This window comes from Pseudomonas argentinensis (assembly GCF_001839655.2).
Taxonomy (GTDB): Bacteria; Pseudomonadota; Gammaproteobacteria; order Pseudomonadales; family Pseudomonadaceae; genus Aquipseudomonas; species Aquipseudomonas argentinensis_B.
The window spans coordinates 2,112,277-2,138,240 of the sequence record NZ_CP056087.1 but is presented as its reverse complement, the minus strand read 5'-3'; the positions used below and the strand labels follow the sequence as shown (position 1 = coordinate 2,138,240).

Sequence of the window (25,964 nt, the reverse complement as noted above, 5' to 3'; positions counted from 1 at the left end):
CTACGTTTTTCAACGGCCTGTTTGGGCGCCGGGCGGCATGTTAACCAGCGCAAGCGGATTTGTCATGTCGGTGCAGGCAATCAGGCCGCCGGCTCGAACAGTTTCACGACCACCGCCTGGCCCGACTTGAGCCTCGCCTGCAACTGTTGCTCCTGGGTGCGTACCCGCTCCACGGCCTTTACCTTGACGTGCCCGAAGCCACGGATCTGCTCTGGAAGCTCGGCGATGGCCAGCGCGGTCTCGTAGTTGCCGGTATCGAGCGCCTCCAGCAACTGACCCACGCTGCGTTCATAGTCGCCGATCAACGCCTGCTCCAGCCTGCGCTCCTCGCTGCGCGCAAAGGGGTCCAGCCAGGTGCCACGCAGTACGCGCAACGTGGCCAGCACCTTGAAGGCACTCAGCATCCATGGCCCGAAGCTGCGCTTGCGGGGCTCCCCCGTCACCGGATCGGTGCGGCTCAGCCAGGACGGCGCCAGGTGGAACTGCAGGCGGAAATCGCCCTGGAACTGCCCGTGCAACGCTTCGCTGAACGCCGTATCGCTGTACAGACGCGCCACCTCGTACTCGTCCTTGTAAGCGAGAAGCTTGAAGTAATAGCGCGCCACCGCCTCGGTGAGGCGCTGCCTTGAGTCGCTGTCGCGTGCGCGGACGCGGCCGACCAGTTGGCGATAGCGATCGGCATAACGGGCATTCTGGTAGGCGGTCAGGCGCGCAACACGGTCTTCGATGAGTTCATCGAGCGTGGTGCAGCGTACGTTCTCACTGCCCTGCGGGCGAACCAGGCGCTCGATGGCAGCGGCGTCGTAGGCAGCCCGCCGCCCCCACAGAAACGCTTGCTGGTTGAACTCGACCGCCACGTTGTTCAGTTCGATGGCCTTGTCGATGGCCTGGGCGCTGATGGGCACCAGGCCTTTCTGGTAGGCATAGCCGAGCATGAACAGGTTGGTGGCGATACTGTCGCCGAGCAGACGGGTCGCCAGCTGCGTGGCATCGACGAACCAGGTTTTCTCGGCGCCTACGGCGTCGATCAGCGCCTGGCGCATCGCCGGTCCCGGTACCTGGGCGTCTGGGTTGCGGGTGAATTCCGCCGTGGCCGCTTCGTGATCATTGATCACCGCGTGGGAGACCTTCTCGTTGAGCTTGGCCAACGCGTCTTCACCGGCCGCCACCACCAGGTCGCAGCCGATCAGCAGGTCGGCCTCACCGGCGGCAATCCGCACGGCGTAGATATCATCCTGGCGGGCGGCGATGCGCACATGGGTGTTCACCGGACCGAACTTCTGCGCCAGGCCGGCCTGATCGAGCACGGTGCAGCCCTTGCTTTCCAGATGCGCCGCCATGCCCAGCAGCGCGCCCACGGTGGTCACGCCACTGCCGCCGACGCCGGGCAACAGGATGTTCCATGGCCGATCAAGGGATGGCTGCCGCGGCTCCGGCAAGGCCACGAACAGCGCCCCGGCGCCGAGCGCCTGGGGCTGGCGCAGCTGGCCGCCGTGCACGGTGACGAAGCTGGGGCAGAAGCCATCGAGGCAGCTGAAGTCCTTGTTGCAGGCGTTCTGGTCGATTTCCCGCTTGCGTCCCAGCTCGGTTTCCAGCGGCAGCACCGACAGGCAATTGGACTTCACGCTGCAGTCGCCGCAACCCTCGCATACCGCAGCATTGATGAACGCGCGACGCGCCGGATCGACCAGCTTGCCGCGCTTGCGACGCCGACGCTTTTCGGTCGCACACGTCTGGTCATAGATGATCACCGAGACGCCCTTGAACTCACGCAGCTCGCGCTGCACCGCATCGAGCTCGCGGCGATGATGAAAGCTGGTGATCGGTGCAAAGCTGGAGCGGCTCGGGTACTTGTCCGGCTCGTCGCTGACCACCGCGATGCGCTTGACTCCTTCGGCGAATACCTGCTGGCTGAGCTGGTCGACACGCAGCTCGCCATCCACGGGTTGGCCGCCGGTCATGGCCACCGCATCGTTGTAGAGAATCTTGTAGGTGATGTTCACCCCGGCCGCGACGGCGGCGCGCAGCGCCAGGTGTCCGGAATGGAAATAGGTGCCATCGCCGAGGTTCTGGAACACATGGGGCGTGTCGGTGAACGGTGCCTGGCCGATCCAGGTGACCCCTTCGCCGCCCATCTGGGTGAAGGTATCGGTGCTGCGGCTCATCCACTGGGTCATGTAGTGGCAGCCGATGCCGCCCATCGCACGACTGCCTTCGGGCACCTTGGTCGAGCTGTTGTGCGGGCAGCCCGAACAGAAATGCGGCGTGCGCACGGTGTTGTAACTGCGCGCCGCCAGGGCCTTTTCCTTGGCCTCGAGAAAGCCCAGGCGCGCCTCGATCGCGGCGCTGGTGTAAATCGGCGCCAGACGCCGGGCAATGACCCGGGCTATCATCGCCGGGGTCAGCTCGCCCAGGTTGGGCAGCAGTGACCGGCCCTGCTCGTCGAATTCACCGACCACCCTGGGCCGTTTGCCGACCGGCCAGTTGTACAGCTGCCCGGTCAACTGATCCTCGATGATGCTGCGTTTTTCCTCGACGACCAGAATCTCGTCCAGGCCCTCGGCAAAGCCATGTACAGAAACTGGCTCCAGCGGCCAGCTCATGCCGATCTTCAATACCCGCAGGCCAATCTGCGCGCAGAGCGCCTCGTCCAGGCCCAGGTCATCCAGTGCCTGACGTACATCGAGGTAGGATTTGCCGGTGGTGATGATCCCCAGGCGCGGATTGGGCGAATCGAGCATTATCTTGTTGAGGCCATTGGCACGGGCGAAGGCCCGGGCCGCGTAGATCTTGTAGACGTTGAGGCGCTTTTCCTGGGCCAGGGGCGGGTCGGGCCAGCGAATGTGCACACCGTCCTCGGGCAACTCGAAGTCATCCGGGATGCTGACCTGCACCCGCTGTGGATCGACATCCACAACTGCGGAGGAGTCGACGTTCTCGGCGATGGTCTTCAGTGCCACCCAGCAGCCGCTGTAGCGCGACAGCTCCCAGCCGATGATGCCGTAATCGAGAATTTCCTGAACGTTGGCCGGGTTGAGCACTGGCATCGAGGCGGCGATAAAGGCGTGCTCGCTCTGGTGGGCGATGGTCGAGGACTTGCAGCCGTGGTCGTCACCGGCCAGCACCAGCACACCGCCATGGGGCGATACGCCGGCGGAGTTGCCATGCTTGAACACGTCGCCGCTGCGATCGACACCGGGCCCTTTGCCGTACCACATGGCGAATACGCCATCGTAGCGCGCACCGGGAAAAAGATTGGTCTGCTGGCTGCCCCACACCGCCGTGGCGCCGAGCTCCTCGTTGACCCCCGGCTGGAAATGGATGGCGTTCTGCTGCAGAAACTCGCGCGCCTCCCACAAGCTCTTGTCCAGCCCGCCCAGGGGCGAGCCACGGTAACCGGAGATGAAACAGGCGGTGTTCAACCCGGCGGCCGCGTCCCGCTGTTTCTGCAGCATGGGCAGGCGGGTGAGCGCCTGGGTGCCGGTGAGGTACAAATGGCCCGTCGCGAGACGGTATTTGTCGTCCAGACGGATTTCGGCCAGAGACATAAGACGGCGCTCCTGTTGTTTTTATAGCGACCTGTCAGGTGACACGATTAATCACCTGCCTGCATCCACCAGGATCACTGTGTGGATGACTGCCTTAAGCATAGACCGGAGCGTGGCGATTTTTTCTTTCCTATTTATGCCGCCAATGCCAATACTGCGCATGAACGTTTCGAAAATAATCAAAAATGGGAAACGAACATGCAGGACTCCCTGAGCGCCATAGACCGGCGAATTCTTCGCCTCATGCAACGCAATGCCGATCTGAGCGCGGCGGAAATCGCCAAGAAGGTCGAGTTGTCCCAGTCACCCTGCTGGCGCCGTATCAATCGTTTGCAGGAAGAGGGATTCATCGAGCGCAAGGTTGCGCTGCTCAGCCACAAGCGGCTTGGGTTCACCATTACGGTGTTCGTCAGCATCAAGCTGTCGGCACATGGTCGCAGCAATCTGGATGAGTTCGAGCGCGCGATCGCCGGCTATTCCCAGGTCATCGAGTGCTACACCATGGCGGGCAGCTCGGACTATCTGCTCAAGGTGGTGGCACGGGATATCGCCAGTTACGAGCGCTTTTTACGCGACCAATTGCTGCAGAGGCCCCATGTGCAAGAGGCTCATTCCGGTATCGCGATGAGCGAAGTCAAACGCACAACCGAACTGCCTCTGGACTGAGTCGCAACAGCAGCCGTGCATTTTGCAACGCGGCAACTCAGGCGCCTTGCAACATGCACGGAAAAGTCCAATGGTAACATATGCAACTCATTGATTTTAAACGAATTTTTCAGAATAAACTCCTGGCACGGGAACTGCTATTTCACTCGCATAGAATTCGAATGCGAGAACCCATTCCATGAACAGCCTCATCGCTCTGGCCACCGCCATCGCCCTGACCCTGCTTGCAGGGGCCGCATTCGCCAATTTCCAGAACAATCAGCAGCAGGCCACCGCCATGCAACTGGTGCAGCAGATCCGCGCCACACCGGTGCAGTTCCAGCATGCCACCAAGGTCGAGCCGGGCCAGTTCGTCGCTAAGCCGTTGACCACCGGTGAATGGAAGCCCAGCCCGCAACAGCGCTTCACCTTCTGAGCGCCTGATCATGTGGAGCGTATTCTTCCCCGGTTTCGTACTGCTGCTGGCCACCATTACCTGTGCTTCCATCTGGCTGATCGATGGACTCTCGGATCGAGTCCCACCGCAAAGCTCCAACGATGAGCACAATGGCCCCCACGATCCCTTTTTCTAGCTGGCAAGCCTGCCGCGCGAGGAGAGCATGATGTCTAAACCAGCGGTATTGTTTCTGCTGATCGCCTTTCTATCCGGTGCAGCGCTGGCGGTACCCGATCAAGTCCAATGGCTCACCGCCCTCGCCAAGATCACCCTGGCGGTAAGCGGCGTGTCGTTGGCGGTCGCCCTGTTGATCGGCAAGCGCGTCAAGTTCGACCCCGTCCTGCGCTGAAGCACAGGTATTCGAGGCTCAAGGGGCCTCACTGCCCGGGCGGTTTTCGAGGATATCGAGCAGCCGCTTCACCGTCGCCTCGAGGCTTGCGGAGTTATCAAGGCGAAGGATGCCGGGATCTCCATGCAGGGTATCGCTATCGGCGAACGCGGCGCTGCGAGCCAGCCTCGCCTCGATCTGATCGGCGCTTTCGCGGGCTCGTGCCAGGAGCCTGGCCCGCAGAATGGCGGGTTCGACCTTCAGCAGAACCGGTACAAGGGTCGGGTATTTCTCGCGAGCCTCACCCAGATACCCCCGCGACCCATTGACCACCACCTGATACCCCTGCAGCAACCAGCCATCGATTTCCCTGGAGATGCCATAGGCCAAGCCGTTGGCACGCCACGCCATGGCGAAGTTTCCAGCGGCTTCCAGCGTGGCGAAGGCCTCTGGCGAAACGGCAACGGCCTCTTCGCCCGCCGCCTCGGCCGATCGCGTGATGATACGGCGAGCAATCCGGTAGCGCGACTCGTCGAGACGCTCTTGTAACCCTTGCAGCACGCTGTCTTTGCCGGCACCGGAAGGCCCCATCAGGTAGATCAGCCTGCCAACGTTCATGAAACCACCTCATCTGCGTGAATTATCACCTGTCAGCCAACCACCGACGCGACGGCACCCAGTCGTCACTGATGATACCCAGTTCGCATCCTAAGCAGGTGGCAGCGCATTCAACTGCATAAGAATGATTTTTTTATCTCGATAACTGAAGAAAATCACCAAGTGCGGCCCACTGCCATCCACAAGAAATGCGACGCTGCGCGCAATCGGAATCAATTCCGATAAGTTGTGCTGGCAAAAAGCCGGTACTCGGGCCAGAATACGACACGTAATTGGCGTCAATTATCTGCTAGCACGATGTACGATCACCAGACAAAATGCCGACGTCGTTGAACGGCAGGTGCGAAAGATGGTCAGAACCCTGACATTCCGTAGCTATATGCCATTACAGCTTCGTTTCCCTGAACTAATTTGGTTGATGTATGCGCCCTATGAAACAGGCTATCTACTCCAGCCGTACGGCTGACAAATTCGTCGTTCGGTTGCCCGACGGCATGCGCGAACGCATTGCTGATGTGGCCCGCCAACACCACCGCAGCATGAACTCCGAGATCATCGCTCGCCTGGAGCAGAGCATGCTTCAGGAAGGCGCCCTGGACGATGAGCTCGACACCCGCCTCGACAGCCCCGAACTATCGCTGCACGAGCGAGAGTTGCTGCAGCGCTTTCGCCAGCTGTCGCGCCGCCAGCAGAACGCCCTCGTTGCGCTGATCGCGCATGATGCCGAGATGGCCGCTGGCAACGACGACTGATGCGACATCGGCAATAAGCGCAGGGAGCGCCCTGCCACTTGCGACGCCCCGCAAGCGATGGCAAGGCAACAAAAAACCGGCTCAAGGCCGGTTTTTTTATTGCCTGGCGACTGGTATCTAGAGCAAGAACAGCGATGCCAGCCCCAGGAAGATGAAGAAGCCGCCGCTGTCGGTCACCGCGGTGATCATCACGCTGGCGCCCATGGCAGGGTCACGCCCCATGCGCATCAGGGTCATGGGAATCAGCACGCCCATCAGCGCAGCGAGCAACAGATTGAGGGTCATCGCTGCGGTCATCACCACCCCCAGCGACCAGCTGTCGTACAGCCCGTAGGCCACGACCCCGATCACCCCACCCCATACCAGGCCGTTGATCAGCGCCACGCCCAGTTCCTTGCGGATCAGCCGTGAGGTATTGCCGGTACTGACCTGATCGAGCGCCATGGCGCGCACGATCATGGTGATGGTCTGGTTGCCCGAGTTGCCACCGATACCCGCAACAATCGGCATCAGCGCAGCCAGCGCCACCAGCTTCTCGATGGACCCTTCGAACAACCCGATGACCCGCGAGGCCATAAACGCCGTGACTAGATTGACCGCCAGCCAGGCCCAGCGGTTGCGCACCGACTTCCACACCGAGGCGAAGATGTCTTCTTCTTCGCGCAGACCCGCCATATTGAGGACTTCGCTTTCGCTCTCCTCACGGATCAGGTCGACCATCTCATCGATGGTCAGACGACCGATGAGCTTGCCGTTCTTGTCCACCACCGGCGCGGAAATCAGGTCATAACGCTCGAAGGCCTGGGCGGCGTCGTAGGCATCCTCGTCAGGGTGGAAGCTGACCGGATCATTGGCCATGACCTCGGCGACCTGCTTGTCCGGGTCATTGACCAACAGGCGCTTGATCGACAGCACGCCCTTGAGCACACCGTCGTAATCGACCACGAACAGCTTGTCGGTATGCCCTGGCAATTCCTTGAGACGGCGCAGGTAGCGCAACACCACCTCGAGGCTCACGTCCTCGCGGATGGTGACCATCTCGAAGTCCATCAGCGCACCGACCTGCTCCTCCTCATAGGAGAGCGCGGAACGCACCCGCTCACGCTGCTGGGCGTCGAGGGTTTCCATGAGCTCGTGCACGACGTCGCGCGGCAGCTCCGAGGCCAGGTCGGCCAGCTCGTCGGCATCCATCTCCTTGGCAGCCGCGAGGATCTCATGATCCTCCATGTCGGCCAGCAGGGTTTCACGAACGGCATCGGACACTTCGAGGAGGATGTCGCCGTCCCGATCAGCCTTGACCAGTTGCCAGATGGCCAGACGATCTTCCAGCGGCAGGGCTTCGAGGATGTAGGCGACGTCGGCAGAGTGCAACTCGTCGAGCTTGCGCTGCAGCTCGGCGAGGTTCTGCCGGTGCACCAGGCCTTCGATGCGGTCGTGGTGCGGGCCTTCCTGGCGATGAGTCAGGTCTTCGACCAGCCTGTGCCGCTGCAACAGTTCGACGACCTGAGCGAGTCGATCCTGCAGGCTTTCTTGCGGCTTCTTGGCTTCTACTTCGGTCATGGCACACTCCGCCCCCAGCGGCGGCGCGCGCCAGCGAGGGTCAATCAGTCAATACGTGATTGCACACTTGGAATTCTGAGTTACTACTGGGTAAGTCCATGGAAGGGATCCACAAGCCCCGGCGGGGCTGACGGGGCGAATAATACCATGCCAATCGGCCACGTACGTGACAAAGGCATGGCAGGACAAGCGCTTGCAGCGTTTTCCTGAGCCCATTGGCAAGAGTTCGAAATACTGCGACGCACATCGGGCTTGGCAAGACACCTGGTAGTGGCAGATTGTCGGGTAGACCCGCTTGAAACGTCACGGAGGACGCCACCATGCATCGGATACCCTGCCTAGCCCTCTGCGCCATGCTGCTTTGCCCTGCCCCGCTATTGGCCTCGAACGTGCTTCGCTGCGAGGATGAAACAGGCCATGTCACCTTCACGCGCCACGGCTGCGCCAGCAGCCAGCAACAGCAGATTCAGAACACCCACAACCCCAGACCCGGCAGCGGCGCAGCCGTTCCACTGGCAACACCTCGAGTCGATAATAAAGCTACCAGGGCAAGCAGCAACGAGCGCACGCTGACCATTGTCGGCGGTCGGCAGGACGGCTGCGACAACGCCGTTACCGGCAACGCCAGGCGCGAGGCGATCATCAGAAAGCAGGTGCGCGCCGGCATGACCCGCAGCGACGTGGAAAGCGCCCTGGGCAAACCCGAACGCATCAGCAAGCGTAATGGCCAGACCACCTATCACTACGCCAGCAGGCACAACGACGAACGACGCACTGTCACCTTCGACCAGAATGACTGCGTGACCGGTAGACGCTAAGGGGCTAACGCCAGGCAAAGAAAAAGGGCCTGCATCGCTGCAGGCCCTTTTGGTATGGCGGACTCAGGAGGATTCGAACCTCCGACCGCTCGGTTCGTAGCCGAGTACTCTATCCAGCTGAGCTATGAGTCCGTTACAAGATCACCTGAAAACTACCATGCTTTCATGCGATCCTTGGCGCTTTTAGACCAGATCACCGCTGGTTGAAACAAAACCGCTTGCACTGCTGCAAGCCATTCAATATGGCGGACTCAGGAGGATTCGAACCTCCGACCGCTCGGTTCGTAGCCGAGTACTCTATCCAGCTGAGCTATGAGTCCGTTACGGATCACCTGAAAGCCACTACGCTTTCATGCGATCTTGGCGCTTTTAGACCAGATCACCGCTGGTTGAAACAAAATGGCCTGCATTGCTGCAAGCCATTCAATATGGCGGACTCAGGAGGATTCGAACCTCCGACCGCTCGGTTCGTAGCCGAGTACTCTATCCAGCTGAGCTATGAGTCCGTTGGTGTTTTTATACCAGATCACCTCTGGTTGTTTGCCAGCCCGGTAAAACCCGGCTTGTCAAATAATGGCGGAGAAGGGGGGATTCGAACCCCCGACACCCTTTTGAGGTGTACTCCCTTAGCAGGGGAGCGCCTTCGGCCACTCGGCCACCTCTCCGCAACACGGGGCGCATGATAAACATGTTTTCCCCGTTTGCAAACCAAAATTTTGAGAAAAATTAATGGTTTGGTTCTTCGCCCTTCTCTTTCTGGATGCGTTGGTAAATCTCTTCGCGGTGAACGGCGACTTCCTTCGGCGCGTTGACGCCAATCCGCACCTGATTACCTTTAACACCCAATACGGTGACAGTGACTTCGTCACCCACCATCAGGGTCTCTCCGACCCGGCGAGTCAGAATCAGCATTCCTTTCTCCTTACGGATTCAATTTCGGACAACAAGTCTGCAAACGTGAAAAGCATCGGCCGGACGCAACAGCGACCAGCCAGCACTCAAGTATTGACCAGCACGGACGGAAGGAAAGTTCCACCAACACCAACCAAAACAACAAAAGGCGCGGATAGCCGCGCCTTTTGCAGGATGCCTCAGTCGCCCTGACGGGCCGGGGCATCGAGTTCGAACGCAGTGTGCAGGGCGCGCACCGCCAATTCCAGATATTTCTCTTCGATGACCACCGAGACCTTGATCTCGGAGGTGGAGATCATCTGGATATTGATGTTCTCCTTGGCCAACGCCTCGAACATGCGGCTGGCCACACCGGCATGGGAACGCATACCCACGCCGACGATGGACACCTTGGCGATGTTAACGTCTCCGACCACTTCACGGGCACCGAGTTCGCGCGCGGTGGCTTCGAGCACCTGCTGAGCGTGCTGGTAGTCGTTGCGGTGCACGGTGAAAGTGAAGTCGGTGGTGTTATCGTGCGCGACATTCTGCACGATCATGTCCACTTCGATGTTGGCGGAGCTGATCGGGCCGAGAATCTTGAACGCAACGCCCGGCAGGTCAGGCACGCCACGGATGGTCAGCTTGGCTTCGTCGCGATTGAAGGCGATGCCGGAGATGATCGGCTGTTCCATGGATTCCTCTTCATCAAGGGTAATGAGGGTGCCCGGACCCTCCTGGAAGCTGTGCAGAACGCGCAGCGGGACGTTGTACTTGCCGGCGAATTCCACCGAACGGATTTGCAGCACCTTGGAGCCGAGGCTGGCCATTTCCAGCATCTCTTCGAAGGTGATCTTCTCCAGACGCTGGGCCTTGGGCACCACGCGCGGGTCGGTGGTGTAAACGCCATCTACATCGGTGTATATCTGGCATTCGTCAGCCTTCAGGGCGGCAGCCAGGGCCACACCCGTGGTATCGGAGCCGCCACGGCCGAGGGTGGTGATGTTGCCCTGCTCGTCGACACCCTGGAAACCGGCGACCACCACCACGCGGCCCGCCTTGAGGTCGGCGCGAATGTTGGTGTCGTCGATGCTCAGAATGCGCGCCTTGGTGTGCGCACTGTCGGTCAGGATGCGCACCTGGCTGCCGGTGTAGGACACCGCCGGCACGCCACGCTTGATCAGCGCCATGGCCAGCAGGGCGATGGTCACCTGCTCGCCGGTGGAGACCATGACGTCGAGTTCGCGCGCAATCGGCTGGTCATCGCTGATCTGCTTGGCCAGGTCGATAAGGCGATTGGTCTCGCCGCTCATGGCCGATACCACGACGACGATGTCGTCGCCCTTCTCGCGGAATTTCTTCACCTTCTCGGCGACCTGCGCAATACGCTCGACGGTGCCGACGGAGGTACCGCCGAATTTCTGTACGATCAAAGCCATTTCAAAGCTGCCTCAGCCCGTGAAGGGCGCCCATTAAACAGACAACACCGCACACCCAGGCCGCTCGCCGGGCATGGCGAGCGGCCTGTTCACGCTTGAGTTACGGGGCCTTAAAGACCCTGCTCGACGAACGGGCCGACCAGCGCCAGGGCGCCGTCGAGCGCGGCCGCATCGACCCCACCGCCCTGCGCCATGTCCGGGCGACCACCGCCCTTGCCGCCGACAGCCGCGGCGGCCTGTTTCATCAGGTCGCCGGCCTTCAGCTTGGCGGTCAGGTCCTGGGTCACGCCGGCCACCAGCACGACCTTGTCGTCCTGCACGCCGCCGAGCAGGATCACCGCGCTGCCGAGTTTGTTCTTCAGTTGATCGACCAGCGCCAGCAGGCCCTTGCCATCCAGGCCATCGATGCGCGCGCTGAGCGTCTTCACGCCTTTGATATCGACGGCCGAACCGGCCAGGTCGCTACCCGCCGCGCTGGCCGCCTTGGCCTTGAGCTGCTCCAGTTCCTTTTCCAGCTGGCGATTGCGATCGAGCACGGCCGAAAGCTTGTCGAGCAGGTTGTCGCGACTGCCCTTGACCAGGGTTGCCGCTTCTTTCAGCTGCTCTTCGGCACCGTTCAGGTAAGCGAAGGCCGCTGCCCCGGTGACCGCTTCGATACGGCGCACGCCAGCCGCCACGCCACCTTCGCTGACGATCTTGAACACGCCGATGTCGCCGGTGCGGTTGGCATGGATGCCGCCGCACAGTTCGACCGAGAAGCCGTCGCCCATGGTCAGCACGCGCACGCTGTCACCGTACTTCTCGCCGAACAGCGCCATGGCGCCCTTGGCCTTGGCGCTTTCGATATCCATCTCCTCGGTCTGCACCGGGGTGTTGCGGCGCACTTCGCGGTTGACGATCTCTTCCAGCTCTCTCAACTGCTCGGGCTTGATCGCCTCGAAGTGGCTGAAGTCGAAACGCAGGCGTTGACTGTCGACCAGCGAACCCTTCTGCTGCACGTGCTCACCGAGCACCTGGCGCAGCGCGGCGTGCAGCAGGTGGGTAGCCGAGTGGTTGAGGCCGGTGGCGGTGCGCACCGAGGCATCCACTTCGGCGTTGATGGTGGCGCCGACGCTCAGGCTGCCCTTGCTGACCACACCATGATGCAGCCAGGCGCCGCCCACCTTGGTGGTGTCGCGCACATCGAAACGCACGCCCGGGCCTTCGAGGAAGCCACAGTCACCGATCTGGCCGCCGGATTCGGCGTAGAACGGCGTCTGATCGAGCACCACGACGCCCTCCTCGCCTTCGTTCAGGGTGTCGACGGACTGACCGTCGCGCAGCAGCACCAGCAACTGGCCGCTGGCCACGGTGGCGCCGTAGCCGAGGAAACGGGTATCGGCGTCTACCTTGACCAGGTTGTTGTAGTCCACACCGAAGGCGCTGGCGGAACGGGCACGGACGCGCTGGGCTTCCATTTCCCGTTCGAAGCCGGCTTCGTCGAGGGTCAGCTCGCGCTCGCGGGCGATGTCGCCGGTCAGGTCCATCGGGAAGCCGTAGGTGTCGTAAAGCTTGAAGATCACTTCACCCGGAATCACCCTGCCCTCGAGCTCGGCCAGGTCCTGCTCGAGAATCTTCAGGCCCTGCTCCAGGGTCTTGGCGAACTGCTCTTCTTCGGTCTTCAGCACGCGCTCGATATGCGCCTGCTGCTGTTTCAGTTCCGGGAAGGCGTCGCCCATCTCGCCCGCCAGGGCCGCGACGATCTTGTGGAAGAAGCTGCCCTTGGCGCCCAGCTTGTTGCCGTGACGGCAGGCGCGGCGAATGATGCGGCGCAGCACGTAGCCGCGACCCTCGTTGGACGGCGTGACGCCGTCGGCGATCAGGAAGCTGCAGGAACGGATGTGGTCCGCCACCACTTTCAGCGAGGCGTCATCGTTGTTGGCGCAGCCGATGGCCTGGGCGCTGGCCGCCAGCAGGCTCTGGAACAGGTCGATCTCGTAGTTGGAGTTGACGTGCTGCAGCACCGCGCTGACGCGCTCCAGGCCCATGCCGGTGTCCACGCTCGGCGCCGGCAGCGGATGCAGCACGCCGTCCGCGGTACGGTTGAACTGCATGAACACGTTGTTCCAGATCTCGATGTAGCGGTCGCCGTCTTCTTCGGGCGAGCCGGGTGGGCCGCCCCAAATGTGCTCGCCGTGATCGAAGAAGATCTCGGTGCACGGGCCGCACGGGCCGGTATCGCCCATGGTCCAGAAGTTGTCGGAGGCGTAGGGCGCGCCCTTGTTGTCGCCGATGCGGATCATCCGCTCGGCCGGCACGCCGACTTCCTTGTTCCAGATGTCGTAGGCCTCGTCATCGGTGGCATACACCGTGACCCAGAGCTTGTCCTTGGGCAATTTCAGCCACTTGTCACCGGTGAGGAATTCCCAGGCGAAGTGGATGGCATCGCGCTTGAAATAGTCACCAAAGCTGAAGTTGCCGAGCATTTCGAAGAAGGTGTGGTGACGCGCGGTATAACCGACGTTTTCCAGATCATTGTGCTTGCCACCGGCGCGCACGCACTTCTGGCTGGTGGCGGCACGGGTATAGGCGCGCTTTTCCAGGCCCAGGAAGCAGTCCTTGAACTGGTTCATGCCAGCGTTGGTGAACAGCAACGTGGGGTCGTTGTTCGGAATCAGGGAGCTGGAAGCGACACGGGTGTGCCCCTTCTCTTCGAAGAAGCTCAGGAAAGCTTCACGGATTTCTGCGCTTTTCATTGGCATTTTCCAGGAAAACAGGCGGTCAGGCAGGCTGTGTGAAAACGTGGTGAGCGAAGGTCAGGCAAGGCAAAAATCGGTGAGGAAGCGGAGTTTACGAGCTGTAAATGAGCATTCCGAACCGATTTTTAACGCAGCATGGCCGAGCGCAGTAGCTTTCACACAGCCTGCACGGCAGAGCCGGCAAAAGCCCGCATTATATCGGGCTTGTCCGCGGCGGCTAGGCCATGGGCTGAATTATTTGCAGGCGGCGCGATGGCCGGAAAACGCCCGGGCGGCAGCGGCCAGGGAGAAACCTGGCGCCGTGCAAGCCCACTCAGGCGCGGAAGGCGGCGAAGGCCTCGATGACCTGGGCCATGGCGCCGGCATCCACATCCAGATGCGTGACCATGCGCAGACGCGGCGCGGCGCTCAGGCGGATGCCACGCTCGGCGCAAAAGGCCTTGAGCGCCGCGGCGCGCTCGCCGACCTGCACGTAGACCATGTTGGTCTGCACCGGCTCGACCGAATAGCCCAGTTCTCGCAGACCGGCCGCCAGGGATTCGGCATTGGCGTGATCCTCGACCAGGCGCTCGACCTGATGGTCCAGGGCATACAGCCCGGCCGCCGCCAGCACACCGGCCTGGCGCATGCCGCCGCCGACCATCTTGCGCAGGCGCCGGGCCTTGCCGATCAGCGCCTCGCTGCCGCACAGCACCGAGCCGACCGGCGCGCCCAGGCCCTTGGACAGGCACACGGACACCGAATCGAAATGCCGGGTGATCTCCCGCGCCTCGACACCCAGCCGGACCGCTGCGTTGTACAGCCGTGCGCCGTCCAGGTGCAGCGCCAGGCCCTTGTCACGGGTGAAGTCGCGGGCCTCGGCCAGGTACTCCACTGGCAGCACCTTGCCCTGCATGGTGTTTTCCAGCGCCAGCAGGCGGGTGCGGGCGAAATGGAAGTCGTCCTGCTTGATCGCCGCCTCGACCCTTGCCAGATCCAGAGAGCCGTCGTCTTCCATGTCCAGCGGCTGGGGCTGAATGGAACCCAGTACGGCCGCGCCACCACCCTCGTACTTGTAGGTGTGGGCCTGCTGGCCAACGATGTATTCGTCACCGCGCTCGCAGTGGGCCATCAGGCCGAGCAGGTTGCTCATGGTGCCAGTGGGCACGAACAGCGCGGCGGCGAAGCCCAGATCCCGGGCCAGGCGCTGCTCCAGACGGTTGACGGTCGGGTCTTCGCCGTACACGTCATCGCCCAGCTCGGCGGCCAGCATCGCTTCGCGCATGCCGGCGGTGGGTTGGGTCACGGTGTCGCTACGCAGATCGATGATGGGCATGGGCACTCCTGTGCATGCGAAGGGATGGGTTTCGGCGCTCACGCCAGCAGCGAAGCCTCGGCCGGCACGATAAGAATGCCGGCCCGCTGGCCGTTGTGCACCTTGGGATTGGGAAAGATGATGCGTGCGCCCTGCTCCTCCACCACCCAGCGGCTGTTGGCCAGGTCCTCGGCAAGCAGATAGCCGGGCGCCAGCTCGGTGAAATTCTCCACGTCGGCCGGCAGGTGCAGGGTGAAGGCATCGCTGTGCTTGATCAGCTCGCGGGCGAAGGCGAACAGCTTCAGCTGGTCGATGGCATCGTCCTCGATCGGCGGCTCGTTGCCTTCGATAATGGCCTGCAGGCGCGCCTCGAGAAGGTCCAGGTTGACCCGCTCGTTATGGCCGAACGGCCTGGCCTTGCCCAGCTCCAGGGTGAAGGCTTCAGCGCCCAGCTCGGCATAGGTGTAGGCGCTGAAGGTGGTCGAGGGTTTGCTCTGCAGCAGCACCGCATCGATGCCGGCGGCCTGCAGGCGTGCGCATTCGCGGCGCGCCTGGCGACGCCCCTCGGCCCAGGGATAAAGGGCGAATTGCTCGATGCGCGAGGCGCGGATCGCGGTGTGCAGGTCGTAATGCAGGCGCTCGCGGCCAGGGTCGGCGAAGAACGACGAAACCAGGTGCTCGAGCTCGCAAGCGCGCATCGCCTCGGCACCGCTGCTCAACTCATGGCGGCCGCTGAACAGCCGGTTGAGGTCCTGCTCGACGAAACGCTCGCCCCGGCGCATCGCCGCCGGGTTGCCGAACAGCAGCAGCACCCGGGCGCGGGGCTGCAGCTCGTTGCGGGCGATGCGGCGCAGCAGGCGGTCGAGCAGCTCGATCGGCGCGGTCTCGTTGCCGTGGATACCGGCCGACAGCAGCAGATCCATGCCGTTGTCGCGCCCACAGGCCGGGGTGATTTCAAGGGCGCCCTCGGCCAGCCAGCGCAAGCGCGTGCCCTGCGGCGTCAACTGGATCTTCGAAGCCGGCTCATGGCCAGTCAGGGTCAATTCGAGCAGTTTGCCGAGGGCGAGCATGGCGTACCTCAGTGATTGCAGTCCGGACCATGGACGTGGTCGTCGTCGGCGCCGTCATCAGCCGGCTCCATTTCCAGTTCCAGGCTGACCAGGTTGGTGGCCAGCGGGCGCAGCAACAGATTGGCGTACTCGGTATCGCCCTCGGCGACATCCACGCCGATCATCAGTTGGCCGTTGCCGACCTGCTGAATCCACACTTCCTTGCCTTGCCACATCACGGCAAAACGGGTGCACGAGGTTTCCAGCTGGGTGCCGTCGGCGTCTTCGAGGATCAGTTGCAGGGCGTCGCTCATGGTTGCTCCAGTGTGTCAGGGCGGCTCGCAGGTGAGCCGCCTCCAGTGAGTTGAAAGGGGTACACGGCGCCGAGATCGAGGATTTTCGTCAACTCATCCAGCGCCGTGCGGCATTCGTCGAGCAGCTGCGGGTCAGCCAGGTCCTGCTCGCTCAGGCGGTCGCGGTAGTGGCGGTCGACCCATTGCAGCAGCCGCTCGTACAGACCGGGCGTCATCATCACCCCCGGATTCATCGCCGCCAGTTCCTCTGCCTGCAAGGCCACACGCAAGCGCAGGCACGCGGGACCGCCGCCATTCTGCATGCTCTGCTTGAGGTCGAAGGCGCGCACCTCGGCAATCGGCCCATTGCTGCCCAGCAGCGTCTGCAGGTAGGCCCAGACCCGCGGATTGCCGCGGCACTCCTCCGGCACCACCAACAGCATACGCCCGTCGGCGCGGCTCAACAGCTGACTGTTGAACAGGTAGGAGCGCACCGCGTCCTCGACTGCCAGCACGTGCCGCGGCACACACACCGGCTGCAGCTGCCCGCCCAGGCGGGCGAGCTTGTCGCCCAGCTCACCGACCACCCGTTCGCTGTCGAGAAAGGCGTCCTCGTGGTGGAACAGCACCTGGCCGTTGCCCACCGCTATCACGTCGTTGTGGAACACCCCCTGGTCGACCACCGCCGGGTTCTGCTGGGCGAATACCACGGCGTCGTCGGCAAGGCCGTGCAAACGCGCCACCGCCTGGGAGGCTTCCAGGGTCTGGCGCGCCGGGTAGCGCTGCGGTGCGGGCAGGCGCAGGTCGAAGGCACTGCGGCCGAACACGAAGAACTCCACGCCCCGCTCGCCGTAGTCGCGGCAGAAGCGGGTGTGGTTGGCCGCACCTTCGTCGCCGAACTGGCTGACCGCCGGCAAGGCGCCGTGGTGGGCGAAATAGCGCTCGTCGGCGAACATCGCCGCCAGCACCCGGCTGGTGGTGGGGTGCTCGATGGAGCGGTGAAACTTGCAGTTGAGGTTGGCGGCGGTGAAATGCACGCGGCCGTCGGCGGTGTCGGCGCTGGGGCTGACGGTCGCCGCGTTGGCCGTCCACATGCTCGAAGCCGAACAGCTGGCGACCAGCAGGGGCATGGCTTCGCGCGCCGCCTTTTCGATCACCTGGGCGTCGCTGCCGGTAAAACCGCAGCTCCGTAGCGCCTGCACATCGGGACGCTCCTGGGGGGCGAGCACCGCCTGGGCGAAGCCCATGTCCATCAGCGCCTTCATCTTGGCCAGGCCCTGGCGCGCCGCTTCCCTTGGGTTGGAGGCGACCTGGCAGTTGCTTTGCGAGGCCACGTTGCCGTGGGACAGGCCGCCGTAGTTGTGGGTCGGGCCGACCAGGCCGTCGATGTTCAGCTCGCAGGAGGTGGGTCGGCTCATAGGCTGACTCCCGGTGCCAGGCTGTCGGGCAAGGCCAGCTGCTCGCTTTCCAGCGAAGCGACCGGGTAGGCGCAGTAATCCGCGGCGTAGTAGGCGCTGGGGCGATGGTTGCCCGAGGCGCCGATGCCGCCGAACGGCGCGCTGCTGGCGGCGCCGGTCAGCGGCCTGTTCCAGTTGACGGTGCCGGCGCGGCTGCGCAGCCAGAACTGCTCGTAGCGCTCGCGCGAATCGGACAGCAGGCCGGCCGCGAGCCCGAAGCGGGTGGCGTTGGCCTCGACGATGGCCGCGTCGAAGTCGGCGTAGCGGATCACCTGCAGCAAGGGCCCGAACACTTCTTCATCGGCACGCGGCTGCACGGCGGTGATGTCGATGATCCCCGGCGTCAGCAGCGCCGCGCCCTCGAGCGGCTGGCTCATGTCCAGCAGCGACCGCGCGCCCTTGTCGATCAGCCGCGCCTGCACCTTGAGCAGGTGCTGGGCGGCATCCAGGGAGATCACCGCGCCCATGAACGGCGCCGGCTCGGCATCGAAGGCGCCCACCTTGAGGCTCGCGGCCACGCTGACCAGCCGTGCCAGCAGCGCCTCGCCCCATTCGCCCTCGGGCACCAGCAGGCGGCGCGCGCAGGTGCAACGCTGGCCCGCGGAGATGAACGCGGACTGGATGATGCAGTACACCGCCGCATCGATATCGGCGAGCTGATCGACGATCAGCGCGTTGTTGCCGCCCATTTCCAGGGCCAGGATGGTTTCCGGATGGCCGCCGAACTGGGCATGCAAGAGGTTGCCGGTGCGGCTGGAACCGGTGAAGAACAGGCCGTCGATACCCGGGTGAGCCGCCAGCGCGGCGCCGGTTTGCCGCGCGCCCTGCAGCAGGTTCAGCACGCCGGCCGGCAGCCCGGCCTCGATCCAGCACCTGAGCGTCAGCTCGGCGACCTTCGGGGTCTGCTCGCTGGGTTTGAATACCACCGCGTTGCCGGCCAGCAGGGCCGGCACGATATGCCCGTTGGGCAGATGGCCGGGGAAGTTGTACGGGCCGAACACCGCCACCACGCCGTGGGGCTTGTGGCGCAGCACGCTGCCCTGGGGGCCGCTGCGCTGACCGGTACGTTCGGCATGGCTGTGGATCGAGATGGCCACCTTGGCGATCATGCTGGCGACTTCGCTCTTCGCCTCCCACAGCGGCTTGCCGGTCTCCTCGCCGATGGCATGGGCGAGTTCGTCCTGCCGGCTTTTCAATACCGCGGCGAAACGCTCGAGCACCGCGATGCGCTCGCTCAACGGCGCCGCCGCCCAACCGGCAAAGGCCTCGCGGGCCGCCTGCACGGCGGCCTCGACCTGGGCCGTGTCGGCTTCGCGGCCCACCCAGAGCACCTGCTGGCTGACCGGGTCGAGGGACTCCAGGGCGTCGCCCTGTCCTAGCTGCCAGAGACCTGCAATGTAATGCGTGCTCATGGTCTATCACTCCAGGCTTCACGGTTGCACAGGCCGGCGCGGGGCGACGGTCCGTTACCTGTAACGGCTGCCGCTCTATGGCGACCTTAGAACCTGTTCAAAGTCAGCTGCGCGTCGGCACTGCGGCGTTAAAAACAGGCTCGGACTGCTCATTTACAGCTCGTAAACTCCGCGTCCTCGCCTGTTTTTGTGGGGCCGCCTAGGCCTTGCATTGCTCTAGCTCGCGAGACTTTGAACAGGCTCTTACCGGTCGGGGCGGCGCGCCGCTCCGGGTCACATCAATGGCTTGCTCAGGCCTTTACCGCCAGGGGCACCGCCCGCACCTGATCGCCGACATTCAGGCGCAGCCGCCGGGCGGTCAGCGGGTCGACCACCAGGGTGCCGGCGGCCATCCGCGCACGGGCCGCGGTGATGCGGCAATCCGCCTGCTTGCGGTTGTGCACCAGGTACACCGGTGCATCGTCACCCGGCGTGCCGATGGCCAGCACCAGCAACTGACTGTCGCGAATCGCACGGATCTTGGCGGTTTCCGCCTCGATGGCCGGGCCGGCGTCGAAGATGTCGACATAGCCCTGGTAGCTGAAGCCCTCGGATTTGAGCATCGCCAGCGCCGGCTCGGTGTCCGGGTGCACCCGACCGATCACCTCACGGGCGGCCTCGGACAGAAAGCAGGTGTAGAGCGGGAAGCGCGGCATCAGCTCGGCGATGAAGGCCTTGTTGCCGACACCGGTCAGGTAGTCCGCCTGGGAGAATTCCATGCGGAAGAAGTGCCGGCCCAGGCACTCCCAGAACGGCGATCGTCCCTGCTCATCGGACACGCCACGCATCTCGGCGATGATCTTGTCGCCAAAGCGCTCACGGAATTCGGCGATGAACAAGAAACGCGCCTTGGACAGCAGGCGCCCGTTCAGGCCAGTTCGGTGATCGGCATGCAGGAACAGCGAGCACAGCTCGGAATGGCCGGTCAGGTCGTTGGCCAGAAACAGCGTTGGCACCTGGCGATGGATGCCCAGCTCCTGGGAGGCGCAAACGGTGAGGCCGACCCGATAGTTGTACCAGGACTCGCGCAAGCCGACCCCACCGGCGATGGCGGAGATGCCCAGCACGCGGCCGTCGTCGTCCTCGAGCACGAACATGTAGTCGCAGTCGCCGCGCTCGGCTTCGCCGCTGAAGGTCTTTTCGGCGCGGCCGACCCGGTAGGCCAGGCGCGCTTCGTTGGCCGGCAGGGTGGTCAGACCGGTGCCGGTGCTGCGCGCCAGGTCGATCAGTGCCGGCAGGTCACTGGCACGTACGGAGCGAACGATCATGTTGCCTCCGGGAAATGGCGAGCCAGACGGGTGGCGTTCACGATGGGCAGGCTCATACCGCCACCAGCCTTACCTGGCCGCCCTCGGCGACACCGAGGATCTGTGCGGTCTGTGGGTCGAGCAGCGCGGGCTGGCCCGGCGCCCAGTTGAGTTCGGCGACCACGGCGCGAAAGCCCTGCAGTTGCTCGTTGCTGACCAGGTAGGCCTGGCCGCCCTCGCCCGCTTCGCCGAGCATCACCGGCACCACCGCGCTCTGGGCGATGGTGCGAATGCCGGAAGTACGTGCGTGCAGGGTCGGGCCGCCGTCGAAGATGTCGATGTAGTGATCGGTTTCGAAGCCGTCGCGCATCAGGATGTCGAACGACACCTGGGCACGCGGATGCACCAGGCCCATGGACTCCTGGGCGGTATCCGGCAGCAGCGGCACGTAGATCGGGTAATGGGGCATCAGCTCGGCCAGGTAGGCGCGGCTGCGCAGCCCGCACAGGCGCTCGGCCTCGGCGTAGCTCATGCCGAAGAAATGCCGACCGACCGCATCCCAGAACGGCGACTCGCCGGCGTCGTCGCTCTCGCCGACGATCTCCACCACCATGGCATCGGCGAAGCGCGCCGGGTGGCAGGCGGCGAACAGCAGGCGCGCCCGGGAGTTGAGCTCGGCCCACACACTGTCGACCAGGCCGCGCTCGACATAGAAGCTGGTCAGCAGGCTGTTGCCGGTCAGGTCGTGACACAGCGACAGCACGTGGATCTTGTTGTGGATCTTCAGCTCACGGGAGTTGTGAACGAAGGTCTCGTTGCGAAAGCTGTAGAACGGCTCGGAGTAGCCCGCCGAAGCGACGATGCCCGAACAGCCCGAGAGACGGCCGGTTTCGCTGTCTTCGAGCACGAAGAAGTAGCGTTCCTCACCATTGAAGCTGACCTCGGCGGCGAACGACGCTTCCGAGGCGGCGATCTTGTCGCGCAGGCGCTCGGCGTTGTCGGGCAGCGAGGTGACGCCCACCGGGCTGTCCGCGGCCAGGCGCTGCACTTCGGCAAGGTCGGTCATTCGCGCAGGGCGCATAACCAGCATGGTTCACTCCTTCAGCAAGGCGGGGGCATTGCAGCCCTGGCAGCGAGAATCATCGTCCGTGAAGCTGGCCGGCATCTGCCGGCGCAGCGAATTGAGCGGGCGGCGCCCAGCCGCCCATAAAGGGTCAGGCGCCCGCCAGCTTGGCGACGGCGCGCTCGAAGCGGTCCAGCCCCTCGTCGATGTCGGCATCCTCGATCACCAGGCTGGGGGCGAAGCGCACCACGTCCGGGCCGGCCTGCAGGATCATCAGGTTCTCCTCGGCCGCCCCATCGAAAAATTCCCGCGCCTTGCCCTTCCACGCATCGGCCAGCACCGCACCGATCAACAGGCCCATGCCACGTACGCCGGAGAACACCCCGTAGCGCTCACCGACCTGCAGCAGGCGCACCTTGAAGCGCTCATGCTTGGCCTTGACGCCCTCGAGCACCTCTGGCGTGTTGACCACATCGAGCAGCGCCTCGGCGACCGCGCACCCCAGCGGGTTGCCGCCGTAGGTAGTGCCGTGGGTGCCGACCGCCAGGTGGCTGGCCAGCGCCTCGGTGGTCAGCATCGCGGCGATCGGGAAACCGCCGCCCAGGCTCTTGGCGCTGGACAGCACATCCGGGGTCACGCCGTAGTGCTGGTAGGCATACAGATGGCCTGAGCGGCCGACGCCACTCTGTACCTCGTCGAACAGCAGCAGTGCGTCGTGCTGGTCACACAGCGCGCGGGCGCCCTGCAGGTAGGCCAGATCCGCCGGCAGCACGCCGCCTTCGCCCTGGATCGGCTCGATGACCACGGCGCAGGTCTTGTCGCTGACCGCCGCCTTCAACGCCTCGAGGTCGTTGTACGGCACGTGGGTGATGCCCTGGATCTTTGGCCCGAAGCCATCGGAGTACTTCGGCTGACCACCGACACTGACCGTGAACAGGGTGCGGCCGTGAAAACTGTTGGTGGCGGCGATGATCTCGTACTTGTCGGCGCCGAAGCGGTCGTGGGCCACGCGGCGCGCCAGCTTGAAGGCCGCCTCGTTGGCTTCGGCGCCCGAGTTGCAGAGAAACACGCGCTCGGCAAAGGTGGCGTCCACCAGCTTCCTGGCCAGGCGCAGTGCCGGCTCGTTGGTGAACACGTTGGAGACGTGCCACAGCTTGCCGGCTTGCTCGGTCAGCGCCTTGACCAGCGCCGGGTGGGCATGGCCCAGGGCGTTGACGGCGATGCCGCCGGAGAAGTCGATCAGCTCGCGACCGCTCTGGTCCCAGACGCGCGAACCGGCGCCGCGCACCGGCACGAACGCAGCCGGGGCGTAGCTGGGCACCATCACCTGGTCGAAATCGGCGCGTTGCACCGGGTCGTGCTGAACGGACATCGGGACTCTCCTGACGAGACACGCAGGCCGGCCAGGCCTGCGATGCGAAAGATTGTAGGGGGTGCTCATGGGCCGGCATTGCCCGCATGCGACAACTTCTTACAGCGCCGTTGCGAGCCGGCTGGGCGAAACCCGTCCGTCGGCTGGCGAGGCGCAGTTTAAACGTTGCGGCTGCCTCGACGCACGGGTCGACTAACATTTATCCACAGTACCCCTGGAGACAATGGGTCCAGCAAGGGAATTGCTGACCTTGGCATGCATGAAAAATATTTTCATTCGTCCTGCTGCAGCGTATTGCCAGCGCCTGGCGTGACGGTGATATCATTTTGACCACGGTGCGACGTTCCATCGTGAACGGCGTCTCACTGGCAGCCCATCAAGGATCTGATGGCCTGACGCAGGTTCCCTTCAATGCTGTGCATCGACTCGTCCAGTCAAGGAAGCACGTGATGAACGCCAAAGAAAAACAACTGACCGAACTGCTCACCCTCACCTCTCGCAGCATCACCCACATGACGGCCGCCATGACGGCGTTGTCCTTCGACCTGTTGCGTAGCGATGACAGCGGCGTTCGCTCTGCCGCTTCGAAGATGATCACTCGCCTCGGCGCGGTGAGCCAGGAACTGGATCAGCAATGGGTGCTGATCAGTGAACTGACCGGCGTCGAAGCCCCCATTCGCGTCGATACCATCGAGGAAGTCCAGCTGCATTCGGCCTGAGCGCGCTGCCCCTCACCTAGGCCGAGGTTTCCATCGGCCCCCTGCTCTCGTGACTCGACGCCATCCCGGATTCTAGGTGCGTGCCGCCAGGTACTCGCGCTGCAGCACCTCCACCAGTTCAGCCGCCGGCATCGCCCGCGCCAGGGCGGCCCCCTGGCCGGCCCAGTGGGCTGCGAATTCGGCGTTGCCGGTCTTGGCAGCGGCAGCGATCAGCTGTTTGCCGGCATCGTAGGCGATGCCGAAACCCGGCACGGCGGGGTGGCCGGGGGCGCCCACTTCAGCCATGAAGCGATTGACGATGCCCCGCGCCGGGCGCCCGGAAATCACCGTGGTGACCTGGGTCACCTGTGCTCGCCCGCTGCCCAGCATGCGCCGATAGGCGTCGTTGGCGGCCGACTCGGGGCAGAGGATGAACGCGGTACCCAGCTGTGCGGCGCAGGCGCCCAGGTTCATGGCCGCCGCGATACCGGCACCGTCCATGATGCCCCCGGCGGCGATGACCGGGCGCGACAGGTGCTTGGCCAGCACCCGCACCAGGGCCAGGGTGCCGATGCCCTGATCGTGGGCCGGGTCGAACACGCCGCGGTGGCCGCCGGCCTCGATGCCCTGGGCGACGATGATGTCGATGCCCGCCTCCTGGGCCAGCAGCCCTTCTTTCAGGGTGGTGGCCGAGGCCAGCAAGGTGATGCCGGCCTGCTTCAAGGCATTGATTCGCTCGCGCGGCGGCAGACCCAGGTGGAAGCTGACGATGGGTGGGCGCTCCTCCAGCAGCACCTCGAGCTGCCCTTCGTCTTCCTGGAAGCTGCAGTAGATATCCCGGATAGCCGCTGGCGCAGCGGCGCCGAACTCGGCGAAATAGGGCTGCAAATGCGCCAGCCATGCCCGCTCCACGGCGGCATCGGCACTGCTCAGGTGGTGGCAGAACACGTTGATGTTGAACGGCTTGCCGGTGGCGGCGCGGGTTTCCCTGATCATCTGCCGGCCGGCCTCGGCCTGCACCGCGGCGATGGAAATCGAGCCCAGCCCGCCGGCATTGCTGACCGCCGCCGCCAGAGCGGGGGTGGCGGTGCCCGCCATGGGCGCTTGAATGATCGGCAGGTCGATACCCAATACGGCGCAGCTCATACGGCGATCCTCAAGAAAACTCAAAACAGGAACCGGGAAGATAGCCCAACTGCTGCCGACCAGGCCACGACCCGGAGAGCGCCGGGGTTGCCGCACACCGCCGCGGCGTGGAGCAGGACATCAGCGCAACGCGGGCATGCTTGGCATCGCCGCCAGGGGCATCAGCGCACCCGGGTGCTGGATCACGCTGCCGGCCAGACGGTGCCCCCAGCGTGCCGCCACCTCGGGCTCGCCACCACGCAGGCGAGCGGCCAGGTAGGCCGCACTGAACGCATCGCCAGCGGCCGTGGTATCCACCACCTGCTCGACCGTTTCTGCCGACACCTCGGCGCGGCCATCGGCGGTGTGCAGCAGGCAGCTGCGCGCGCCGCGCTTGACCACCACCTCGCCCACGCCGAGGCCTGCGTAGTGACTGAAGAGCTGCTCCGGGGGGGCGAAACCGAACACGGCGACGTCGTCCTCCCAGGTAACCAGTGCGATATCCACCATACCCAGTAGCGCTTCATGGTGCCGCCGCGCCTCGGCCGCATCTGGCCACAGCCGCGGCCGGTAATTGTTGTCGAAGACGATGCGCGTGCCCCGGCTGCGCGCCTGGCACAGGGCCTCCAGCAGGCGCTCACGCCCTTCGACGGTGAGAATGGCCAGGCTGATACCGCTGAGATACAGCGTGTGATAGTCGCCAAGAGCCGCCAGCAGCTCGTCGGCGCCCGGGCCATCGAAGCAATGCCGGGCGGCGGACTCGCCCCGCCAGTAGAGAAAACTTCGCTCGCCCTGGGCGTCGGTCTGGATCATGTACAGGCCCGGCAGCCGATCCATCAGCACGCGCACGCGGCCATCACCCACGCCGTCTTCCCGCCAGCGCGCGCGCATCGCCTGGCTCAACGGGTCGTCGCCCACGGCGGTGAGGTAGTCGATCGCCACACCCTCGCGCCGGCACAGGCGGTTCAGGTAGATCGCCGTGTTCAGCGTGTCGCCGCCGAAGCCTTGGCGCATGCCGCCGTCAGCCTGCCGTTGCAGCTCGACCATGCACTCGCCGATCAGGCCGACCGCTATCGGTGATGTCTGGTTGGTTGGGGTCGACATGGAGGCTCCTGTATCTG

22 protein-coding genes and 4 tRNA genes are annotated in these 25,964 nt (G+C 64.1%); 6 read left to right on the top strand and 20 right to left on the bottom strand.

What is annotated here, in order from left to right; translation table 11 throughout:
• Positions 1-80: 80 nt before the first annotated feature.
• The gene (locus SA190iCDA_RS09495; protein WP_070886705.1) at positions 81-3,548 is read right to left on the bottom strand and encodes an indolepyruvate ferredoxin oxidoreductase family protein; all 3,468 of its coding nucleotides are present in this window, start codon (positions 3,546-3,548) and stop codon (positions 81-83) included.
• Between the two features lie 198 nt (positions 3,549-3,746).
• On the opposite strand from SA190iCDA_RS09495, the gene SA190iCDA_RS09490 reads away from it, so the two are divergent.
• The 3 genes from SA190iCDA_RS09490 (at position 3,747) to SA190iCDA_RS09480 (ending at position 4,999) form a co-directional block, all read left to right on the top strand.
• Entirely contained in the window at positions 3,747-4,214 is a 468-nt protein-coding gene (locus SA190iCDA_RS09490; RefSeq protein WP_070886704.1) for an Lrp/AsnC family transcriptional regulator, read from the top strand.
• 178 nt (positions 4,215-4,392) lie between these two features.
• A complete protein-coding gene (locus SA190iCDA_RS09485) occupies positions 4,393-4,629 on the top strand; it encodes a hypothetical protein (RefSeq protein WP_070886703.1) in 237 nt (78 codons plus the stop codon).
• 187 nt (positions 4,630-4,816) lie between these two features.
• Positions 4,817-4,999 (top strand): PA3371 family protein, encoded by a 183-nt coding sequence (locus SA190iCDA_RS09480; protein WP_139159522.1) that lies wholly within the window; start codon positions 4,817-4,819, stop codon positions 4,997-4,999.
• Between the two features lie 18 nt (positions 5,000-5,017).
• Here SA190iCDA_RS09480 and phnN read toward each other — a convergent pair whose 3' ends face one another.
• A complete protein-coding gene (phnN, locus tag SA190iCDA_RS09475; protein WP_070886702.1) occupies positions 5,018-5,596 on the bottom strand; it encodes a phosphonate metabolism protein/1,5-bisphosphokinase (PRPP-forming) PhnN in 579 nt (192 codons plus the stop codon).
• A gap of 422 nt (positions 5,597-6,018) precedes the next feature.
• Between phnN and SA190iCDA_RS09470 the strand changes: the two genes are divergently transcribed.
• Positions 6,019-6,348, top strand: a complete 330-nt coding sequence (locus SA190iCDA_RS09470; RefSeq protein WP_070886701.1) for an Arc family DNA-binding protein — start codon at positions 6,019-6,021, stop codon at positions 6,346-6,348.
• A gap of 117 nt (positions 6,349-6,465) precedes the next feature.
• Here the strand turns inward: SA190iCDA_RS09470 and mgtE are convergent, their stop codons facing one another.
• Positions 6,466-7,908 carry a magnesium transporter gene (mgtE, locus tag SA190iCDA_RS09465; protein WP_070886700.1) on the bottom strand — a complete coding sequence of 481 codons (1,443 nt, stop codon included), beginning with the start codon at positions 7,906-7,908 and terminating at the stop codon, positions 6,466-6,468.
• Positions 7,909-8,297: 389 nt separating this feature from the next.
• Between mgtE and bamE the strand changes: the two genes are divergently transcribed.
• On the top strand, positions 8,298-8,726 hold the full coding sequence (gene bamE / locus SA190iCDA_RS09460; RefSeq protein WP_236101145.1) for an outer membrane protein assembly factor BamE domain-containing protein: 429 nt from the start codon (positions 8,298-8,300) through the stop codon (positions 8,724-8,726).
• A 55-nt stretch (positions 8,727-8,781) separates the two neighbouring features.
• Here the strand turns inward: bamE and SA190iCDA_RS09455 are convergent.
• The 15 genes from SA190iCDA_RS09455 to SA190iCDA_RS09385 form a co-directional block, all read right to left on the bottom strand.
• Positions 8,782-8,858 (bottom strand) — tRNA-Arg (locus tag SA190iCDA_RS09455).
• A gap of 111 nt (positions 8,859-8,969) precedes the next feature.
• A tRNA-Arg gene (locus tag SA190iCDA_RS09450) sits at positions 8,970-9,046 on the bottom strand.
• Between the two features lie 109 nt (positions 9,047-9,155).
• Positions 9,156-9,232, bottom strand: a tRNA-Arg gene (locus SA190iCDA_RS09445).
• A 68-nt stretch (positions 9,233-9,300) separates the two neighbouring features.
• A tRNA-Ser gene (locus tag SA190iCDA_RS09440) sits at positions 9,301-9,391 on the bottom strand.
• Between the two features lie 61 nt (positions 9,392-9,452).
• Positions 9,453-9,638, bottom strand: coding sequence for a carbon storage regulator CsrA (csrA, locus tag SA190iCDA_RS09435; protein WP_013792214.1), 186 nt, complete (start codon positions 9,636-9,638; stop codon positions 9,453-9,455).
• Positions 9,639-9,817: 179 nt separating this feature from the next.
• Positions 9,818-11,056: an aspartate kinase gene (locus SA190iCDA_RS09430; RefSeq protein WP_070886698.1), complete on the bottom strand. Its 1,239-nt coding sequence runs from the start codon at positions 11,054-11,056 to the stop codon at positions 9,818-9,820.
• A 110-nt stretch (positions 11,057-11,166) separates the two neighbouring features.
• A complete protein-coding gene (gene alaS / locus SA190iCDA_RS09425; RefSeq protein ID WP_070886697.1) occupies positions 11,167-13,791 on the bottom strand; it encodes an alanine--tRNA ligase in 2,625 nt (874 codons plus the stop codon).
• Between the two features lie 316 nt (positions 13,792-14,107).
• Positions 14,108-15,109 carry a low-specificity L-threonine aldolase gene (gene ltaE / locus SA190iCDA_RS09420; protein WP_070886696.1) on the bottom strand — a complete coding sequence of 334 codons (1,002 nt, stop codon included), beginning with the start codon at positions 15,107-15,109 and terminating at the stop codon, positions 14,108-14,110.
• 38 nt (positions 15,110-15,147) lie between these two features.
• The gene (gene astE, locus SA190iCDA_RS09415; RefSeq protein ID WP_070886695.1) at positions 15,148-16,158 is read right to left on the bottom strand and encodes a succinylglutamate desuccinylase; all 1,011 of its coding nucleotides are present in this window, start codon (positions 16,156-16,158) and stop codon (positions 15,148-15,150) included.
• A gap of 8 nt (positions 16,159-16,166) precedes the next feature.
• Complete coding sequence (locus tag SA190iCDA_RS09410) at positions 16,167-16,451, bottom strand: topoisomerase II (RefSeq protein WP_070886694.1); 285 nt, start codon at positions 16,449-16,451, stop codon at positions 16,167-16,169.
• A complete protein-coding gene (gene astB / locus SA190iCDA_RS09405; RefSeq protein ID WP_070886693.1) occupies positions 16,448-17,848 on the bottom strand; it encodes an N-succinylarginine dihydrolase in 1,401 nt (466 codons plus the stop codon). The genes SA190iCDA_RS09410 and astB overlap by 4 nt, the downstream gene beginning before the upstream one ends.
• Positions 17,845-19,299 (bottom strand): succinylglutamate-semialdehyde dehydrogenase, encoded by a 1,455-nt coding sequence (astD, locus tag SA190iCDA_RS09400; protein WP_070886692.1) that lies wholly within the window; start codon positions 19,297-19,299, stop codon positions 17,845-17,847. Before astD ends, astB begins: the two co-directional genes overlap by 4 nt.
• A 290-nt stretch (positions 19,300-19,589) precedes the next feature.
• Positions 19,590-20,606: an arginine N-succinyltransferase gene (gene astA / locus SA190iCDA_RS09395; RefSeq protein WP_070886691.1), complete on the bottom strand. Its 1,017-nt coding sequence runs from the start codon at positions 20,604-20,606 to the stop codon at positions 19,590-19,592.
• Positions 20,607-20,658: 52 nt separating this feature from the next.
• The gene (gene aruF / locus SA190iCDA_RS09390) at positions 20,659-21,675 is read right to left on the bottom strand and encodes an arginine/ornithine succinyltransferase subunit alpha (RefSeq protein WP_070886690.1); all 1,017 of its coding nucleotides are present in this window, start codon (positions 21,673-21,675) and stop codon (positions 20,659-20,661) included.
• 124 nt (positions 21,676-21,799) lie between these two features.
• Entirely contained in the window at positions 21,800-23,020 is a 1,221-nt protein-coding gene (locus tag SA190iCDA_RS09385) for an aspartate aminotransferase family protein (RefSeq protein ID WP_070886689.1), read from the bottom strand.
• Between the two features lie 449 nt (positions 23,021-23,469).
• Between SA190iCDA_RS09385 and SA190iCDA_RS09380 the strand changes: the two genes are divergently transcribed.
• Positions 23,470-23,739: a hypothetical protein gene (locus tag SA190iCDA_RS09380; RefSeq protein WP_070886688.1), complete on the top strand. Its 270-nt coding sequence runs from the start codon at positions 23,470-23,472 to the stop codon at positions 23,737-23,739.
• A gap of 72 nt (positions 23,740-23,811) precedes the next feature.
• On the opposite strand, the gene SA190iCDA_RS09375 is transcribed toward SA190iCDA_RS09380, so the two are convergent.
• Positions 23,812-24,864 (bottom strand): NAD(P)H-dependent flavin oxidoreductase, encoded by a 1,053-nt coding sequence (locus SA190iCDA_RS09375; protein ID WP_070886687.1) that lies wholly within the window; start codon positions 24,862-24,864, stop codon positions 23,812-23,814.
• 120 nt (positions 24,865-24,984) lie between these two features.
• The gene (locus SA190iCDA_RS09370) at positions 24,985-25,947 is read right to left on the bottom strand and encodes a sugar kinase (RefSeq protein ID WP_070886686.1); all 963 of its coding nucleotides are present in this window, start codon (positions 25,945-25,947) and stop codon (positions 24,985-24,987) included.
• Positions 25,948-25,964: the final 17 nt, after the last annotated feature.

Excerpts from the sequence above, each read along its gene's own strand:
- SA190iCDA_RS09495 (WP_070886705.1), bottom strand. The coding sequence starts at position 3,548 with ATGTCTCTGGCCGAAATCCGTCTGGACGACAAATACCGTCTCGCGACG.
- SA190iCDA_RS09490 (WP_070886704.1), top strand. The coding sequence starts at position 3,747 with ATGCAGGACTCCCTGAGCGCCATAGACCGGCGAATTCTTCGCCTCATG.
- SA190iCDA_RS09485 (WP_070886703.1), top strand. The coding sequence starts at position 4,393 with ATGAACAGCCTCATCGCTCTGGCCACCGCCATCGCCCTGACCCTGCTT.
- SA190iCDA_RS09480 (WP_139159522.1), top strand. The coding sequence starts at position 4,817 with ATGTCTAAACCAGCGGTATTGTTTCTGCTGATCGCCTTTCTATCCGGT.
- phnN (WP_070886702.1), bottom strand. The coding sequence starts at position 5,596 with ATGAACGTTGGCAGGCTGATCTACCTGATGGGGCCTTCCGGTGCCGGC.
- SA190iCDA_RS09470 (WP_070886701.1), top strand. The coding sequence starts at position 6,019 with ATGCGCCCTATGAAACAGGCTATCTACTCCAGCCGTACGGCTGACAAA.
- mgtE (WP_070886700.1), bottom strand. The coding sequence starts at position 7,908 with ATGACCGAAGTAGAAGCCAAGAAGCCGCAAGAAAGCCTGCAGGATCGA.
- csrA (WP_013792214.1), bottom strand. The coding sequence starts at position 9,638 with ATGCTGATTCTGACTCGCCGGGTCGGAGAGACCCTGATGGTGGGTGAC.
- SA190iCDA_RS09430 (WP_070886698.1), bottom strand. The coding sequence starts at position 11,056 with ATGGCTTTGATCGTACAGAAATTCGGCGGTACCTCCGTCGGCACCGTC.
- alaS (WP_070886697.1), bottom strand. The coding sequence starts at position 13,791 with ATGAAAAGCGCAGAAATCCGTGAAGCTTTCCTGAGCTTCTTCGAAGAG.
- ltaE (WP_070886696.1), bottom strand. The coding sequence starts at position 15,109 with ATGCCCATCATCGATCTGCGTAGCGACACCGTGACCCAACCCACCGCC.
- astE (WP_070886695.1), bottom strand. The coding sequence starts at position 16,158 with ATGCTCGCCCTCGGCAAACTGCTCGAATTGACCCTGACTGGCCATGAG.
- SA190iCDA_RS09410 (WP_070886694.1), bottom strand. The coding sequence starts at position 16,451 with ATGAGCGACGCCCTGCAACTGATCCTCGAAGACGCCGACGGCACCCAG.
- astB (WP_070886693.1), bottom strand. The coding sequence starts at position 17,848 with ATGAGCCGACCCACCTCCTGCGAGCTGAACATCGACGGCCTGGTCGGC.
- astD (WP_070886692.1), bottom strand. The coding sequence starts at position 19,299 with ATGAGCACGCATTACATTGCAGGTCTCTGGCAGCTAGGACAGGGCGAC.
- astA (WP_070886691.1), bottom strand. The coding sequence starts at position 20,606 with ATGATCGTTCGCTCCGTACGTGCCAGTGACCTGCCGGCACTGATCGAC.
- aruF (WP_070886690.1), bottom strand. The coding sequence starts at position 21,675 with ATGCTGGTTATGCGCCCTGCGCGAATGACCGACCTTGCCGAAGTGCAG.
- SA190iCDA_RS09385 (WP_070886689.1), bottom strand. The coding sequence starts at position 23,020 with ATGTCCGTTCAGCACGACCCGGTGCAACGCGCCGATTTCGACCAGGTG.
- SA190iCDA_RS09380 (WP_070886688.1), top strand. The coding sequence starts at position 23,470 with ATGAACGCCAAAGAAAAACAACTGACCGAACTGCTCACCCTCACCTCT.
- SA190iCDA_RS09375 (WP_070886687.1), bottom strand. The coding sequence starts at position 24,864 with ATGAGCTGCGCCGTATTGGGTATCGACCTGCCGATCATTCAAGCGCCC.
- SA190iCDA_RS09370 (WP_070886686.1), bottom strand. The coding sequence starts at position 25,947 with ATGTCGACCCCAACCAACCAGACATCACCGATAGCGGTCGGCCTGATC.